The organism is Bradyrhizobium sp. SK17, assembly GCF_002831585.1.
Lineage (GTDB): Bacteria > Pseudomonadota > Alphaproteobacteria > Rhizobiales > Xanthobacteraceae > Bradyrhizobium.
Window position 1 is genome coordinate 6,609,098 of record NZ_CP025113.1, and the last position, 13,157, is coordinate 6,622,254.

Annotated in this window: 15 protein-coding genes; 3 read left to right on the top strand and 12 right to left on the bottom strand. The window is 64.7% G+C overall.

Features of this window, described 5'->3' with window-relative positions; all coding sequences use genetic code 11:
* Positions 1-142: 142 nt before the first annotated feature.
* From CWS35_RS30625 to purC, 5 genes are read right to left on the bottom strand one after another with little or no spacing between them, the layout of a single operon-like run.
* Entirely contained in the window at positions 143-1,126 is a 984-nt protein-coding gene (locus tag CWS35_RS30625) for a tripartite tricarboxylate transporter substrate-binding protein (RefSeq protein ID WP_371682811.1), read from the bottom strand.
* Between the two features lie 39 nt (positions 1,127-1,165).
* Entirely contained in the window at positions 1,166-1,867 is a 702-nt protein-coding gene (gene purQ, locus CWS35_RS30630; protein ID WP_100955220.1) for a phosphoribosylformylglycinamidine synthase subunit PurQ, read from the bottom strand.
* Positions 1,868-1,871: 4 nt separating this feature from the next.
* Positions 1,872-2,456 carry a hypothetical protein gene (locus tag CWS35_RS30635; protein ID WP_245438741.1) on the bottom strand — a complete coding sequence of 195 codons (585 nt, stop codon included), beginning with the start codon at positions 2,454-2,456 and terminating at the stop codon, positions 1,872-1,874.
* 14 nt (positions 2,457-2,470) lie between these two features.
* Entirely contained in the window at positions 2,471-2,713 is a 243-nt protein-coding gene (gene purS, locus CWS35_RS30640) for a phosphoribosylformylglycinamidine synthase subunit PurS (RefSeq protein ID WP_024582623.1), read from the bottom strand.
* A gap of 15 nt (positions 2,714-2,728) precedes the next feature.
* Positions 2,729-3,496, bottom strand: a complete 768-nt coding sequence (gene purC, locus CWS35_RS30645) for a phosphoribosylaminoimidazolesuccinocarboxamide synthase (protein WP_016843454.1) — start codon at positions 3,494-3,496, stop codon at positions 2,729-2,731.
* A gap of 348 nt (positions 3,497-3,844) precedes the next feature.
* Between purC and CWS35_RS30650 the strand changes: the two genes are divergently transcribed.
* Positions 3,845-4,168: a DUF1476 domain-containing protein gene (locus CWS35_RS30650; protein WP_024582624.1), complete on the top strand. Its 324-nt coding sequence runs from the start codon at positions 3,845-3,847 to the stop codon at positions 4,166-4,168.
* Positions 4,169-4,182: 14 nt separating this feature from the next.
* Here the strand turns inward: CWS35_RS30650 and CWS35_RS30655 are convergent, their stop codons facing one another.
* The gene (locus CWS35_RS30655; RefSeq protein WP_245438742.1) at positions 4,183-4,614 is read right to left on the bottom strand and encodes a hypothetical protein; all 432 of its coding nucleotides are present in this window, start codon (positions 4,612-4,614) and stop codon (positions 4,183-4,185) included.
* Positions 4,615-4,708: 94 nt separating this feature from the next.
* Positions 4,709-5,629, bottom strand: a complete 921-nt coding sequence (locus CWS35_RS30660) for a LysR family transcriptional regulator (protein ID WP_100955222.1) — start codon at positions 5,627-5,629, stop codon at positions 4,709-4,711.
* A 114-nt stretch (positions 5,630-5,743) separates the two neighbouring features.
* Here CWS35_RS30660 and CWS35_RS30665 point away from each other — a divergent pair, with 114 nt between their 5' ends.
* Both CWS35_RS30665 and purB read left to right on the top strand, forming a co-directional pair.
* Complete coding sequence (locus CWS35_RS30665; protein WP_100955223.1) at positions 5,744-6,571, top strand: oxaloacetate decarboxylase; 828 nt, start codon at positions 5,744-5,746, stop codon at positions 6,569-6,571.
* 198 nt (positions 6,572-6,769) lie between these two features.
* Entirely contained in the window at positions 6,770-8,203 is a 1,434-nt protein-coding gene (purB, locus tag CWS35_RS30670; protein ID WP_371682881.1) for an adenylosuccinate lyase, read from the top strand.
* Positions 8,204-8,300: 97 nt separating this feature from the next.
* Here purB and cynS read toward each other — a convergent pair whose 3' ends face one another.
* From cynS to CWS35_RS30695, 5 genes are all read right to left on the bottom strand, one after another.
* Positions 8,301-8,783 (bottom strand): cyanase, encoded by a 483-nt coding sequence (cynS, locus tag CWS35_RS30675; protein WP_100955225.1) that lies wholly within the window; start codon positions 8,781-8,783, stop codon positions 8,301-8,303.
* Between the two features lie 19 nt (positions 8,784-8,802).
* The gene (locus tag CWS35_RS30680) at positions 8,803-9,714 is read right to left on the bottom strand and encodes an ABC transporter ATP-binding protein (RefSeq protein ID WP_024582630.1); all 912 of its coding nucleotides are present in this window, start codon (positions 9,712-9,714) and stop codon (positions 8,803-8,805) included.
* 2 nt (positions 9,715-9,716) lie between these two features.
* Positions 9,717-10,556 carry a nitrate ABC transporter permease gene (gene ntrB / locus CWS35_RS30685; protein WP_024582631.1) on the bottom strand — a complete coding sequence of 280 codons (840 nt, stop codon included), beginning with the start codon at positions 10,554-10,556 and terminating at the stop codon, positions 9,717-9,719.
* Positions 10,557-10,716: 160 nt separating this feature from the next.
* Positions 10,717-12,102 (bottom strand): CmpA/NrtA family ABC transporter substrate-binding protein, encoded by a 1,386-nt coding sequence (locus CWS35_RS30690; RefSeq protein ID WP_100956813.1) that lies wholly within the window; start codon positions 12,100-12,102, stop codon positions 10,717-10,719.
* Positions 12,103-12,208: 106 nt separating this feature from the next.
* On the bottom strand, positions 12,209-13,087 hold the full coding sequence (locus CWS35_RS30695) for a sulfurtransferase (RefSeq protein ID WP_100955226.1): 879 nt from the start codon (positions 13,085-13,087) through the stop codon (positions 12,209-12,211).
* Positions 13,088-13,157: the final 70 nt, after the last annotated feature.

A 13,157-nucleotide genomic window follows, 5' to 3' on the forward strand; every position in this document is an offset into this window, starting at 1 on the left:
GCGTGCCCAACACGCGGCAACAATCCCCGGTTGCTATCCGGGAGATGCTAGCGTGACGAGATGATGAAACGGAAGCGGCCATCCCTGCGTTGGTGTCTGCCGGAGCGGACCAGGTTCATGGTCCCCGCGCGTCGCAAAACCGCTACTTCTTGTCGTCCGCGAGCAGCGTGCGGTATTTCGTGACGTCGCGGGTCACGAGCTGCTGCAGCACGTCAGGCGCGAGTTCATCGGCATCGGGCGCGACCGTCGACAGATCGGCGAACCGCTTCTTCACCGCTTCGCTCGCGACGGCGGCACGCGCGGCGGTATTGAGCCTGGCGATGATGTCGGGCGGCGTGCCCTTCGGCGCGAACAGGCCGTTCCAACCCTGCGCCTCGAACTCGGGCAGTCCGGCCTCGGCCGAGGTCGGCAGGTCCGGCAATGATGCGAGCCGCACGGTCGAGCCGACCACGACCGCTTTCACCAGCTTGTCGTCGATCGCCTGCGACACCGAGGCGGCGGCATCGCAGACGCCGTCGATCTGACTGCCGATCGCATCCGTCAGCGCCAGCGCCGCGCCGCGATAGCCGACCAGTTGCACGTCGATCCCGGCGGCATGCACGAAGCTCTTGCAGATGAGGTAATTCGACGAGCCGACGCCGGCATGGCCGAGATTGACCTTGCCCGGATTCTTCCTGGCGTAGTCGATGAAGTCCTTGAGGTCCTTGGCTGGGAAATCCTTGCGCAGCGCCACGATGCCGAACGTCTTCGCTACCACCGCGATCGGCGCGAAGGAGTCCGGCGTGAACGACAGTTTTGGGTAGATCGTGTAGGTCGCGGCATTGGTGCCGGCATTGCCGATCGCGATCGTGTAACCGTCCGGTTCGGCCCGCGCGGCACGGGTCAGCGCGGTCGAGCCGCCGGCACCGCCGACATTCTCGATGATGATGGACTGGCCGAGCGCCGCGCTCATCTGGTCGGCGACCGCGCGCGCGATCACGTCGGAGGTGCCCCCGGCCGTGAATGGCACGATCATCGTGATCGGACGCTTCGGGAAGTCCTGCGCGTGTGCTGCCGTCGCAAGCAGCAACGCGGCGGCGGCCGCGAACCACCGTCCGAATTGTCTATCTTGACGCGCCTTCTTCACGCGAACCGGTCCTCACTTCGTTCGAAAACGCTATGGCGATCACGCCGCCTTCTCGAACTGCTGGACCAGCCCGGCGAACAGGCCGCGGCCATCGGTGCAGCCCATGATCTCTTCGACGTGGTTTTCCGGATGCGGCATCATGCCGAGCACGTTGCCGCGCTCGCTGACGATGCCGGCGATCGAATTCGCCGCGCCGTTGAAGTTGGAGGCTTCATCGACCACGCCGTCGGCCGAGCAATAACGGTAGAGCACCCGCCCCTCGCCCTCGAGCCGCTTCAGCGTCTCCTCGTCCGCCTCGTAATTGCCCTCGCCATGCGCCACCGGCACGCGGATCACCTGGCCGGCATTGTAGCCACGGGTGAATGGCGTGTCGGAGCGCTCGACCTTCATATGCACGTCGCGGCAGACGAATTTCAGCCTGGCATTGCGCATCAAGACGCCCGGCAACAGGCCGGACTCGCAGAGGATCTGGAAGCCGTTGCAGACGCCGAGCACGAGCCCGCCCTTGGCGGCGAAGTCGCGCACCGCGTCCATCACGGGCGCACGCGCCGCGATCGCGCCACAGCGCAGATAGTCGCCATAGGAGAAGCCGCCCGGCACCACCACGAGGTCGGTGCCTTTCGGCAGCGCGGTCTCCGCGTGCCACACCATTGCGGTCTCGTTGCCGGAGGCGAGCTTCAGCGCGCGCGCCATGTCGCGTTCGCGGTTGATGCCGGGAAAGACGAGGACGGCTGATTTCATCGGATCACCTGGTTTTGGGTGCCAGCACGAGCTTAACTGCGGCGGCAAATCTTGCGTAATTGTCGTTGCTGGCCTTCTCGTCACGCGCCGAACTGATCAGGCTGGCCGAGCCTTGCCCGCCAAACATCACGCCGCTGACCTGATACTCGCTGGCGCCGTCGGACGTCACGGTCAGGCGCCGCGCCTTGTACATGCGTGGCCCCGCGCCGCCCTTGTCGCCATCGACGCCAAGCAGCGTGATCTTCTGTCCGGGCGAGCGCTGCTCGAGCGCCTTGATGATCTGGTTCTGGCTGTCGCGGAACTGGTCCAGCGTCATCTGATTTCCGCCGGTGTAGTACCGGTAGCTCACCTTCGAGCCCGCACCACATTGCGGCTGCTCGCAGCGGAACAAATGCGTATCGGCGCGGCGCTCATAGCGCCAGCCGCTGACCGCAAACGGCGGCCGCTGCGCGGTCGCGGATGGTGCCGGCGCCGGTGCCGGCGACTGGGCCGCGGCACCGCCAATCCCGGCCACCGTCAGCAAAGCAAGCGAGAGCGACCGGGCGAAAGTCCGATCGCGGCCAGAAAGCGCAGGAGCGGCTGAAATCATCTGGCTCGCCCCGGTTAGCTCAGGACCTCGACCCGATAGTTCTCGATCACGGTGTTCGCCAGCAGCTTGTCGGCGGCGGCCTTCAGTGCCGCCTCCGCCTTGGCCTGGTCGGTCGCGGCGAGCTCGATGTCGAACACCTTGCCCTGGCGAACGCTGGCGATGCCATCGACGCCGAGCGACTTCAGCGCGCCCTCGATCGCCTTGCCCTGCGGATCGAGGATGCCCGACTTCAATGTGACAGTGACGCGTGCCTTCACGATTGCCCCTTAAACCTAGCTCTTCACCAGCACCGGGCCGCTGCCGGCCGGACGCTCGTTTTCAATCAGAATGCCGAGCCGCTTTGCCACTTCGGTGTAGGCTTCAAGCAAGCCCCCCAAATCGCGGCGGAAACGGTCCTTGTCGAGCTTCTCGTTCGACTTGATGTCCCACAGCCGGCAGGAGTCCGGCGAGATCTCGTCGGCGACGATGATCCGCATCATCTCGTTCTCGAACAGGCGGCCGCATTCCATCTTGAAGTCGACGAGGCGGATGCCGATGCCGAGGAAGAGCCCGGTCAGGAAGTCGTTGACGCGGATGGCCAGCGCCATGATGTCGTCGATCTCCTGCGGCGTGGCCCAGCCGAAGGCGGTGATGTGCTCTTCCGACACCATCGGGTCGTTGAGCTGGTCGTTCTTGTAGTAGAACTCGATGATCGAGCGCGGCAGCTGGGTGCCCTCCTCGATCCCGAGCCGCTGCGACAGCGAGCCGGCGGCGACGTTCCGCACCACCACCTCGAGCGGCACGATCTCGACCTCGCGAATCAGCTGCTCGCGCATGTTGAGGCGGCGGATGAAGTGGGTCGGCACCCCGATGTCGTTGAGGTGCTGAAACAGGTACTCCGAAATCCGGTTGTTGAGGACGCCCTTGCCCTCGATCACCTGGTGTTTCTTGGCGTTGAACGCGGTCGCGTCGTCCTTGAAGTGCTGGATCAGGGTTCCCGGCTCGGGGCCTTCGTAAAGCACCTTGGCCTTGCCTTCATAAATACGGCGTCGACGGCTCATTGGGATGTACCGTGTTTTGTTGAAATCCATGAATTTGGGTGCTCCGGATAACTTGGGGTTACGACCCACGACGGAGCTGCCGCGGAGGCCTGGAACCTGACGATCCAACTGGAAACAGAACAAGAACCATGCCTGTCGGCAACCTATCCGATTGGCCCATCCAGCACAATCAATACTGCCCCCTGGCGGGCACTTATACCGCCCGATCGTGAGGCGCCGATTCTGCCAGTTTTGCCTGCGGCTTAACGGCTCGTTGTCTTGCCGATTCCTCCCTCCTATCTAGGCAGGGACCGGGGCTGCCGCAACGAGCGGTGGCCCATCATTCAGCAGGGGATTGGAACTTCAGCCATGAGCGAATTCAACAAGCGCCAGGAAGGTTTCGAGAAGAAGTTCGCCCTCGACGAGGAGCAGAAATTCAAGGCGGAAGCGCGCCGGAACAAGCTGCTTGGCCTGTGGGCCGCCGAGAAGCTCGGCATCACGGGCGACGCCGCCAACGCCTATGCCAAGGAGGTGGTGGCCGCCGACTTCGAGGAAGCCGGCGATGGCGACGTGCTGAAGAAGGTGCTGGGCGACCTCAATGCCAAGGGCCAGGCCGTCACCGAGCGCGACGTCCGCGCCAAGATGGACGAGCTGCTCGCCGTGGCGGCAGCGCAGGTGAAAGCGGGAACCTAAGGTTCCCGCGGCAGCTATTTCATCGTGATCTGCATGCTCATCGAGCCGCTCACGTTGAATCCTTCCTGCTGCTGCTGACCATATTGCCGGCCGAGATTGACGTTGATCGATTCGAGCCGGCAATCCTTCGCGATGACTTCCCGCAGCAGATCGCATTCACGCGCCGCCATCTCGTAGACCAGGCGGCGCGCCCGATCGCGCAGCTTTTGCGCCTCTTCGCCGTCGCCGGTCGGCCCCGCCATGAAGAGGTTGACGTTGCTCTGCACCCGCACCGAGCCCTCCTGGCGCACAAGACCGGTGGATTGCTCGAGGATGATACGCTGGCCCGGCGACTGGGCGAACGCTGGCGCGGTCAGGAACAGCAGGCTGATGGCCGCTGTGGAGAGGCGCATAGGCGACGACGACATGGCGGATCCTTGGCAAATGAGGGAACGCGACGCGTTCATAGCGACCTTCAATTGCAACAAGCCGAATCTGCCCCGCAAAAGGCCGGCATGCCGCTTCATCCGACGTTAACGGTGACGAAACGCCCTTACGTCCTCAGCGCTTGCCCGCCGATCTCGCCTTGGTGAAATCGGCGCGGACGATATCGAGCAGACGGCGCGACGCGGCGCTGAGGAAGCCGCCATGCCGCGTCACCGCGACGACCTCGTGAGTTGCGCTGAGATCACCGACATGGATCGTCGCGATGGTGCCGGCGCGCAATTCCTCCGCCGCATTGCTTTCCGACAATAGCGCGATGCCAAGCCCGGCCTCGACCAACCGCTTCTGGGCGGTGAGGCTGTCGACCGGCGTCCAGGCGATCTCGCCGAGCCCGTGGGTCAGGAACAGCGCGAAAACATGCGAGGCCGTGATCTCGCGGCGCCCCGGCACTTCGGGAAACGCGATCCACCGCTCATCCCTGAGTTCGGCGAGCCTGCGGATTCGACGGCCGGCCAGCTTGTGCTCCGGCGCGCAGACCACCCGAAGCGGCTCGGCGAACAGCAGCTCGCAATCGAGCTCGCGGGAGCGATCGCGGTCATAGCGCAGCCCGATCGTCGCCTCGCCGCGCCGGATCAGGTCGCTGACCTCGGCGCTGGTCGCGGTGCGCAAGGTCAGCGCAACATCCGGATACTGGCGGGCGAAGCGCTTCAGCACGGTCGAGAGCCGCGCGCCGGCAAGCGTGCCGGTCACCGCCAGCGCCACCGGACCGGAATTGTTGCGCGAGAGCGCGCGCACCGCGTTCTCGGCATCCTGCGCCGCCGCCACCGCGCGTTCGGCATAAGGCACCATCACCCGGCCGGCATCGCTGAGCCGGGTCTTGCCGGCGATCCGCTCGAACAAGGGCACCCCGAGTTCCTGCTCGAGCAGCGCGATGCGCCGGGAAATCGCCGGCTGCGAGCGGTGCAGCGCCTTCGCAGCCTGCGAGATCCCGCCGCGCCGGTGCACCACCAGGAAGGTGTTCAGCGCGTCGCTGTCCATCGTTTTCCTCATGCAAAAAGCTGATGTGATCCAGAGAAATAACAAATTTGTCTGATGGATGAAACCGCCCTATCGCTCGCTGCCAGTCGATCCCGGAACAGACAGGAGCTCAAAATGCGCACCCAGGCAGACAAGGCGGCACGGTTTCGCGCGCTGCATCAGCGGCCCGGCGCCTTCATCATTCCAAACCCGTGGGACGCCGGAACCGCGAAGCTGCTCGCGGCCATGGGTTTCGAAGCGCTGGCGACCACCAGCCTCGGGGTCGCCAACACGCTCGGCCAGTCCGGCATCAGCCTCGATGCCATCATCGAGAATTGCCGGGTGATATCGGAGGCCACTGATTTGCCCGTCAACGCGGATCTCGAGAATTGCGGCGCCGACGATCCGGCGACCGCGGCAAAGGCGATCGCACGCACGGCCGAAGCCGGCGCGGTCGGCGGCTCGATCGAGGATTCCACCGGCGATCGCGAGCATCCGATCTACGACTTCTCGCTCGCGGTCGAGCGGGTGCAGGCGGCCGTCGAGGCGGCGCGCGCGCTGCCCTTCCCGTTCACGCTGACGGCGCGGGCGGAAAACTTTCTCTGGGGTCGTAAGGACCTCGACGACACCATCAGGAGGTTGCAGGCCTTCGAGGCCGTCGGCGCCGACGTGCTGTACTCGCCGGGCCTTTACGACATCGGCACCATCAAGACCGTGGTCTCGGCGGTGCAGCGGCCGTTCAACCTGGTGATGGGCTTTGCCGATCCGACCCTGACGGTCGACCAGCTCTCGGCCGCCGGCGTCAAGCGCATCAGTGTCGGCGGCGCGATGCAGCGCCACGCGCTCAACGCCTTCCTGCGCGCCGCCCGCGAGATGAAGGACATGGGGTCGTTCAGCTATGTCCGCGACATGGCCCCGGTAACCGAAGTCAGGGCGGCGTTCAGCGGATCCGCTCTCGCCTGATGATTGCGAGCAGTGCGGGCGACCGTCAGCCAGCGCTGCATCCAGGGCGGCGCCGCCTCGGGTTGCCTGAGGCGGCGCGGATCACTATCTGCTAAGGTGCCGCCAACACCGCAAGCCCGGGCCGTGGTGCCTGCATTCCCGACGATCCGTGACAGCTCTCGGCTTGCAGCCGGCACCAGGTAATGCCAAGAGAGCGGGATCATGCCCCAAGATCACATTTCCAACGTCCTCGCCGAACGTTATGCCTCGCCCGCCATGCGCGCCATCTGGAGCGGCGAAGGCAAGGTCCGCCTCGAACGCGACTACTGGATCGCCGTCCTGAAGGCCCAGCGCGATCTCGGCATCGCGGTGCCCGATGGCGTGATCGAGAGCTACGAGCGCGTGAAGGACCAGATCGACCTCACGTCGATCATGCAGCGCGAGCGCATCACCCGCCACGACGTCAAGGCGCGCATCGAGGAATTCTGCGATCTCGCCGGTCATGAACACCTGCACAAGGGCATGACCAGCCGCGACCTCACCGAGAATGTCGAGCAGTTGCAGGTCTACCGCGCGTTGCAGCTGGTCGAGACCAAGAGCATCGCCGCGCTGGTCCGGTTCGCCAGGCGCGCGCAGCAATTGCGCGACATCCCGTTCACCGCGCGCACCCACAACGTTGCCGCTCAGGTCACCACGCTCGGCAAGCGCATCGCGATGTTCGGCGAGGAGATGCTGCTGGCGCATCAAGGCCTGGTCAACGTACTGCAAACCTATCCGGCGCGCGGCCTGAAGGGCGCGGTCGGCACCCGGCTCGATCAGATCACCCTGTTCAATGGCGACGCCGGCAAGGCGCGCGCGCTCGAGCAGAACATCCTCGTGCATCTCGGCCTGCCGAAGGCGCTCGATGCCGTCGGCCAGGTCTATCCGCGCAGCCTCGACTTCCGCGCGGTCAGCATCATCACCGAGCTCGCCAGCGGTCCCGGCAACTTCGCCAAGACCATCCGCCTGATGGCCGGTCATGAACTCGCCAGCGAAGGTTTTGCCAAGGGCCAGGTCGGCTCCTCGGCGATGCCGCACAAGATGAACAGCCGCTCCTGCGAGCGCATCAACGGCCTGCACGTGATCCTGAAGGGCTATCTCGCGATGGCCGCCGGCCTCGCCGGCGATCAGTGGAACGAGGGCGACGTCTCCTGCTCGGTGGTCCGCCGCGTGATGCTGCCGGATGCCTTCCTCGCCATGGATGGCCTGCTCGAAACCCTGCTCACCGTGCTCGACCAGATGGAAGTGTTCGAGGCCGTGGTCGCGACCGAGCTCAACCGCTATCTGCCCTTCCTGCTCACCACCACGGTGATGATGGAAGCGGTGAAGAAGGGCGCCGGCCGCGAAGGCGCACACGAGGCGATCAAGGAGCATGCGGTTGCCGCCATCGGCGACCTGCGCACCGGCAAGATCGTGCAGAACGACCTGCTGCAACGTCTCGCCGCCGATCAGCGTCTTGGCCTCAGCGAGGCCGAATTGCAGTTGGTGCTGGAACAGGGTCGCGCCAATTCCGGCGACGCCGGCGCCCAGGTCGATTACTTCGCCGAGCAGGTCGATGTCCTGGCCAAGGCCAAGCCGGAAGCTGCCAGCTACGCGCCGCGCGCGATCCTGTGATGTCTGGCCGCGCGGCCGATGGGCGCGCGGCCTCAATCAACGCGAATAGTAAGTAGCGAATAGCGCGTGGATTGGAAGCCACTCGCCGTTCGCTAGCTCACCCTTCCTTGAAGCCGTATTCCGGCACGTTGCCGCTGGCGCCGTAATATTTGTACGGCAGGAACTTGCCGCTCATGGTGATCTTGACGCGATCGCCCTTCGGATTCGGCAGCCGCTCCATCACCATGTCGAAGTCGATCGCCGACATGATGCCGTCGCCATATTCTTCCTCGATCAGCGCCTTCCAGGCTGGTCCGTTGACCATCACCAACTCGTAGAAGCGATAGATCAGGGGATCGGTCGGCGGCATCGGCATGCCGCGCATCGGGGTCTCGTTGAGCATCGCGATCTCGGCCTTCGACAGCCCGAACAATTCGCCGGCATTGGCCGCCTGCGGCTTGGTCAGCTTCATCTGGCCAAGGATCGCGCCCGTGATCAGCACCTCGGAATAGCCGCCGATCTTCTCGCAGATATATTTCCAGGTCCAGCCCTTCTCGCGCTTGATGTCGAGCAGCTTCTCGGTGAGGTCTTCGCGTTTCATCAGGTCTCCTCCTCAGGCTTCAGCGCGCAACACTTTGCGCGGGATTGGGTTCGACGACGCGCGGCGGCGAGACGATCACCGGCTCGCCGAGGCCGGGCCGCACCGTCGGCACGTGGCGCGGGTCGTGGCCGGTCACCTCGGCCGCAAAGCTCTTGCTGCGGCTGACCAGGAAATCGACGATATGGTTGCGCAGCGCATAGTAATAGGGATGGCGATGCAGATCGATCCGGCCGCGCTCCCTGGGCAGCGGATTTTCGACGATCTCGGCCAGCACCGCCCCGGGGCCGTTGGTCATCAGGAAAATCTTGTCGGCGAGGAAGATCGCCTCGTCGACGTCATGGGTGATCATGAAGGTGGTCTGCCCGGTCTCCAGGCAGATCCGCCGTACCTCGTCCTGCAACGTGCCGCGGGTCAGCGCGTCGAGCGCCGAGAACGGCTCGTCCATCAGCATGATCTTCGGCGTGATCGACAGCGCCCGCGCGATGCCGACGCGCTGCTTCATGCCGCCGGACAGTTCGGACGGATGCTTGTGCTCGGAGCCGGAGAGCCCGACGAGGTCGATGAACTTCTGCGCGTGGGCCTTGACCCGGGCGCGCTCCCATTTGCGCCATTTCGAGCCCACAGCGTAGGCGACATTGCCGAGCACCGTGCGCCACGGCAGCAGCGCATGGCTCTGGAAGATCACGGCTCGGTCGAGGCTGGTGCCCTCGATGCCCTGGCCGTCGACGATGACCGTGCCTTCGCTCGGCTCGTCGAGGCCGGCGAGGATGTTGAGTACCGTGGTCTTGCCGCAGCCGGAATGGCCGATCACGCAACCGAATTCGCCGCGCGCCATCGACAGCCAGAAATCCTCGAACACCGCCGTGGTGCCGCCGCCGGCGGCAGGATAACGCCGCGCGATGCCCTCGATGGAAATGAACTTGTCGGTCATCGCTACTCCGGAAACGTCACCATGCGCGTGAACCGCGCCAGAACCTGGTCGAGCAGCATGCCGACGAGGCCGATCAGCAGGATTGCGATGATCACATTGGTGATCGACAGATTGTTCCACTCGTTCCAGACGAAGTAGCCGATGCCGGTGCCGCCGACGAGCATCTCGGCAGCGACGATCACGAGCCAGGCAATCCCGATCGAGATCCGCATCCCCGTCAGGATGGTCGGCGCTGCCGCCGGCAGGATCACGGTGAAGGCACGCCTGATGGTGCCGACCTCGAGCGTGCGTGCGACGTTGATCCATTCCTTGCGCACGCCGGCAACGCCGAACGCGGTGTTGAGCAGCATCGGCCACACCGAGCAGATGAAGATCACGAAGATCGCCGAGATCGAAGAATCCTTGATGGTGTAGAGCGCCAGCGGCATCCAGGCCAGCGGCGAGATCGGCTTCAGCACCTGGATGAACGGATCGAGCGCCCTGCTGATCAGGGGCGACATCCCGATCATGAAGCCGAGCGGGATCGCGACCAAGACCGCGATCAGATAGCCGAGCCCAACGCGCCCGATCGAGTAACCAAGCTGGATGCCGAGGCCCTTGTCGTTCGGCCCGTTGTCATAGAACGGCCGCTTCAGGTGCTCCCACAGCTTGGCCCCGACATCGAGCGGACCCGGCATCGCGGATTTGCCCTGGGTCGCGGTCAGCCCCATCAGCTTGGCGTATTCCGGACTCATGTTTGCCGCCGCGCCGGAGCCGCGGGTGGCGAGATGCCAGGCGGCGAGGAAGGTCGCGAGCAGCAGGAAGGAGACGATCGCGGCGCGAAGGCGGAGGGACAGCGTCATGCATTAAGCCCCCTCAACCCGTCGTCCCGGCGAAGGCCGGGACCCATACGCCGCGGCCCTTCGGTGAGGCACGCGGGGAGACACTGTGCACGAACACCGACAGTCGTGGTTATGGGTCCCGGCCTTCGCCGGGACAACGATAAGGAAATAACCCCTCGCCTCACGACGATTTCCTGATCTTGAAGCTGGCGAGGTAATCATCGGGTGCCGCCGGATCGAAACTCTTGCCCATCACCGAGAATGATTTGTAGGCACTTGCAGGCGGCGTCAGCCCCATCTCGGCCATCACTTTCTTGGTGTCGGTGGCGAGATAGACCTGTTCGGCGACCGCCTTGTAATCGACATCACCCTTGATCTGGCCCCACCGCTTCATCTGGGTCAGCATCCACACCGCGAAGGACTGCCAGGGGAATGGATCGAAATCGACCCGCTTCGGATCGGTCTTCACTCCGCCGAGGCCGTCGGCATAGGTGCCGGTCAGGACCTGCTCCAGCACCGTGACCGGTGCGTTGATGTAGTTGGCCGGCGCAATCGCTTCCGCGATCTGCTTGCGGTTTTCGGCCTTCGCGGCATAGCCGGTGGCGTCGACGATGGCGCGGGTCAGCGCCGCAAAGGAATTCGGCGCAGTCGTGATGAACTCGCGGCTCGCGGCGAAGCTGCAACAGGGATGGCCGTCCCAGATCTCCTTGGACAGGATGTGCAGGAAGCCGGCGCCGTCATAGATCGCGCGCTGGCAGATATTGTCCGGCGCAAGGAAGCCATCGATATTGTCGGCACGCAGATTGGCGACCATCTCCGGCGGTGGCACCGAGCGGAGCTGCACGTCGGTATCCGGATCGAGCCCGTGCTCGGCGAGATAATAGCGCAGCAGGTAATTGTGCATCGAATAGTCGAACGGGATGGCGAACTTCATGCCCTTCCAATCCTTGGGGTCACGCCGATCCTTGTGCTTCATCGCCAGCGTGATGCCCTGCCCGTTGATGTTCTCGATCGCGGGCACCGTGAACGGGATGGCATTGGCCCCCAAGCCAAGCGAGATCGCGATCGGCATCGGCGCCAGCATGTGGGCGGCGGCGTATTCCCTGTTGATGGTCTTGTCGCGGATCACGGCCCAGCCGGCGGTCTTCACCACCTCGACGTTCAGCCCTTGCTTGGCATAGAAGCCGAGCGGCGCCGCCATGATGATCGGGGTCGCGCAGGTGATCGGGATGAAGCCGACCTTGAGGTCCTTCTTCTCCGGCGGGCCCGCGTCAGCGAACGCTTCGGTCGCGGTCTTGAGCGGGAAGAATTGCGACAGCGCGGCGAGCGCGGTCGCGGCCCCGACCGATTTCAGGAAGGCGCGGCGCGCAACGTCTTGCGGAAACATCGCCCGCACCACCGCGGAGGCGACGATGCCCTCATAGCGTTTCTCTTCACTCTCGACAGGCTCGCAGCGCAGCGTGCGCGCTGCGTGATCGTGCTCGGCGGCCGAGCGATGCAGCCCGCAGGCGCAGCCCGATCGCGCCAGCACGTGGTCGGCGTCGAAGGGATCATCGAAAGTAGACATGCTGCGCCCCATTGTCGCACCGAAACGCAGAGAGCTCCGCGATCCGGTTCATTGATCGGTGTCCGGCCGCGTTTTGCGCCGCCGGACACCAACAAACATGCAGGTTCTATGCCGCCTTGCCGGTCACGACGGCCGCGGTCGGCAAGCCTTCGTCGATCGGCAGCGCCGGGTCGCGCGACCACTCGTTCCAGGAGCCGAAGTACATCCGCACGTCCTTCACGCCGGCGTTCTTCAGCGCGAGGAAGGTGTTGGAGGCGCGCGCACCCTTGAAGCAGTAGAGATAGACCGGCGTGGTCTGTGAGATGCCGACGGTGGCGCATTCGGCGAGGATCTCGTCCTTCGACTTGAAGCGCGGACCCTCGCCGGTCGGCTTCATCATGCGGTACCATTCGAGCCACACCGCGCCCGGGATGCGGCCTTTGCGCGGGCAGAAATCCTTCCCATACGGAGACGAGCTCTCGCCGATCCACTCGTCGACATCGCGCACGTCGAGGATCGCGACGCCCGGTTTGTCGAGCGCCGCCAGCATCGCCTTGGCGTCGATCATGATGTCGCCGGCCTCCGGCACGATCGCGAACGCCGCCTTCACCGGCACCGTGACGTCGGTGGTGACTGGCAGATCCGCCGCCTTCCAGGCATCGAAGCCGCCATGCAGCACCTTGATCTTGGGATAGCCCAGCATGGTCAGCAGATAATAGCCGCGGCAGGACTGGCCGAAGCCGGAATTCATCGATTGCTCGTAGATCACGGCGGTCTCCTTGCCGGAGAGACCCGCGGCGCCGAACGCATCGGCGAACTTGGTCTTCAGCTCATGGATGCCTTCCGGCGTCGAGGTCGCAAGGAACGTGAAGACGTCATGCACGTTGACGGCGCCCGGCAGGTGGCCCGCGGCATAGGCATCCGGATTCCGGGTGTCGATGATGACACACGGTTCTTTCTTGACGAGCTCGGCAAGTTCGCCGGCGGTGATCAGAACGTCCGTCATGGCAGCCTCTCCTGTTGCGTGGTTGCTAGTCTTGGTGGTCCCGAACTTGCTTGCGCATCATCTCAGCGCC